3 protein-coding genes are annotated in these 3,033 nt (G+C 30.2%); all 3 read right to left on the bottom strand.

Going from position 1 to position 3,033, the window contains the following annotated elements; all coding sequences use genetic code 11:
- Nucleotides 1-129: 129 nt before the first annotated feature.
- Nucleotides 130-597 (bottom strand): hypothetical protein, encoded by a 468-nt coding sequence (locus tag ACWG42_RS14890; protein WP_455793351.1) that lies wholly within the window; start codon nt 595-597, stop codon nt 130-132.
- A 789-nt stretch (nt 598-1,386) separates the two neighbouring features.
- Nucleotides 1,387-2,082, bottom strand: coding sequence for a LytR/AlgR family response regulator transcription factor (locus ACWG42_RS14885; protein WP_455793350.1), 696 nt, complete (start codon nt 2,080-2,082; stop codon nt 1,387-1,389).
- Nucleotides 2,083-2,097: 15 nt separating this feature from the next.
- Nucleotides 2,098-2,826 carry a chitin disaccharide deacetylase gene (chbG, locus tag ACWG42_RS14880; protein ID WP_455793349.1) on the bottom strand — a complete coding sequence of 243 codons (729 nt, stop codon included), beginning with the start codon at nt 2,824-2,826 and terminating at the stop codon, nt 2,098-2,100.
- Between the last annotated feature and the right edge of the window lie 207 nt (nt 2,827-3,033).

Below are 3,033 nucleotides of genomic sequence, written 5' to 3'. Positions count from 1 at the left end.
TTAATTTGTATCGTTTTTCATCCACCAACACCAAATGTTAAAGAACCAAAAAAACACGTCTTCCTCTTATGAGATTGACGTGTTTTTTTATGTTATGGCTGTTTCTTATTCGTTACAGCCTCTTTTCTATTATTTTTTACAAGTATATTTCCCTTTTTCAAGATTTTCTTTTGTTTTATCAATATCAATTTTATCTTTAGAAATATCAATATTAGGATCTCCACTTACGATTCTATAATCAGCTGCACTGATTTTTTCGAAATCGATTGTAATATTTTCAACCATATTAAGTTTTGCATCATCTTCTGATAAAGAATATGTAACACCTTCCATATCTTTATATGCCTCTTCTTTGGAATATGTTTTTAATGTAGGAACCATAGCTTCATATATTTCTTCTGAACTTGCAGTCATAACAGCATTTTGCTTTTGTGAAATCACAGTAGACCCTTGATAATCCATATCAATGTTCATAACTGTTTTGATTCCATTTAGATCATTTTCTAATTTACAATTCATTGTTTTTGTTTCTTTATCGCCACCACCACATGCACTAAGGCATAGAACGGCGAACGCCATACATAGTAATTTTTTCATAATTATCTCCCTTATTAATTTGACAACTACATAGTATCATGAAATACATTATTTGTGCTATTTTACATATGAATTTATAAATCTGTTCTTTTTTTATTTAAAATCTAAAAAATTTTTACATTTTTTCTTCTAATTTCATATCTGTCACATGAAAAAGCCCCCGAATATTCGAGGGCATATATCTATTCAATTGTATTTTCGATGTCTTTACATTTGTTAAAATTGCAATACATCATTTCTTATTTCTGTGATACTTTCTATAGGATTTTCACATTTGTATGTCGCAGGTTCTTCATCTCCTTTTCCCGCTTATTTCAAGTTTCCTATAGTATTTGATTCCTTTGTTATCTGAATACTTATTACTTTATTTGTAACTTAATTTCAGTTTCCGTAAATCTTATGCTTAGATCTTTATGATTTGCTTTCAATTCTAATTCTTTTTCCAGCCATCTATAACATATTTTATATCACTTCATAATCTGGATTCTATATTCATAGTTGACGCATCACTTTGTCACTTCCTGATTCTTGGGTTGCTTTCACCAACGTTTCATCAGGCATGTATTCCGATATCCACTCCGTATTTTCTTGTTTTCGTTAAATATTATCCATCATAACTCCTATACAAGAAATCATTTCACTTCTGATGATCTAATATTTAACTTTCAAACTTTCCCATTTTCTCACCGCTCTCTTTTTTCTTTTGCTTCTTTATACCTCTATTATAGCCTTTCAAACTGCTTTGTAAATGGAAGTGGAAAGATTGGTAAATATATGGAATTTTTGGTATCATTCTTCAATTTTCAGTTTCATAAACTGCCGAATAGTCTTACTAACTTCAGCTTTTTTTGCTCTTGATATTGGCAATTGCTCTTTTGAAAGATACACAATGTCAGAATGTATCTGCGTAATATATTGCATATTTACTAGATAACTGGCATGAATCCATAAGAAATGATAGCTCTTGAAGTATTCATTTGCATCCTTCATATTTTTTCGTTCGCGAAACTCTCCTCGCTTTGTATGATAAATCAAGTATTTATCTTCTTTTTCAATGTAGTAAATATCTTTAATTTTTAACGGAACCTCTACATTGTTATAAGAAAACAAATATTCTTCCTGATTCTTCAATAGAAGCTCAATATATTTAGATATACGTTTCACTTCATGCTTTATGGATACTCGATCAATATAGAATATTCTTGAAAATGGTAATATTTCTTTTTCTGCTTTTGTAATTTTTGTTTTCGTATAGATGACAATACGCTGTGGCTTGTTTAGTATAAACGATTGATTCACACGAGGAATTTCAAACTTTTCGTGAAAGATAATAATTTGAAACTCTTTTTTATTCTCAGCATTTGCTAATTGAGATATCTTCGTAAAGTATTGAAAAGACCATTCCTGATTTTCTAGTAGGGATGCAAGTTCAAACATAATATCCTTTGCGATTTCTTCTGTTTCTACAATAGCAACCCTTAACATATGAATACCTCCTTTCTACTGTATTTGTGAATATGTTGTTAGTATGATATCTTCATCCTTAAGTATTTGTTTTACTTCTTCACTACATAAGATTTCTAATTCATCGATGCGCTGTAATGCGTAACTCGTAATATTATACAAAAAATGATCTACATAAGCAGGATGACACATAATTTCGCATACTTCTCCTTCTTTTACATTTTTTGCTATCTTCTGGAATGTTTCTACTGTAATCCCTTTATCATAGAATTCAATATTCGAATTACTAATCTTTTCGATATGACTATCGTATGAGAACCCTCCTCTAAAAGGTAACTGAAATTCATTAGACAAACGTTCCATTACATCTTTCAATACACGTTGTGTATGTATATGATGATGAGAATCTAAATGATCAATCTCAATCCCACTTTCCAATACTTTTTCAATTTGTGCTTTTAATTCTTCATATGCTTCTTCTGTATCAATTTCATCGATTTTGTTCTTATCATGGAAATAGCCATTTTCCATCACGATATGTTTATGATTCTTTAACAATGGTTTATACGTGGTGAGTGTTAAATGTACACCTATATGTAATCCTGGATTTTCTTTTGCCAGTTGTATAGCATGTTCATATCCTGGCATATTGGCCATAATTGTCGTTGAAGTGACAATCCCTTCCTTATAAGCTCTTAAGATCCCATAATTCACAGCTTCGCTTAAACCAAAATCATCTGCATTCACGATTAAATATCTGCTCATTTCTCAAGCCCTCCTTTGAATATATCTTTATTATACTATTCCTAAACTCATTGGGCAAAGTATATAGAAAAAAACAAAGTCCTCATCTCATTCGAAAATGATAATGTCTCAATGTATCAATATTGAAAATGTCCCAATGTAATTTAATAAAAGTATATAATATCTCCTTAAGGGAGGTCATTATGAGAAAGGTTGAATTAAGAATGA

This window comes from Amedibacillus sp. YH-ame10, assembly GCF_053848885.1.
This window is presented reverse-complemented; position numbering and strand designations above follow the sequence as displayed.

Excerpts from the sequence above, each read along its gene's own strand:
- ACWG42_RS14890 (WP_455793351.1), bottom strand. The coding sequence starts at position 597 with ATGAAAAAATTACTATGTATGGCGTTCGCCGTTCTATGCCTTAGTGCA.
- ACWG42_RS14885 (WP_455793350.1), bottom strand. The coding sequence starts at position 2,082 with ATGTTAAGGGTTGCTATTGTAGAAACAGAAGAAATCGCAAAGGATATT.
- chbG (WP_455793349.1), bottom strand. The coding sequence starts at position 2,826 with ATGAGCAGATATTTAATCGTGAATGCAGATGATTTTGGTTTAAGCGAA.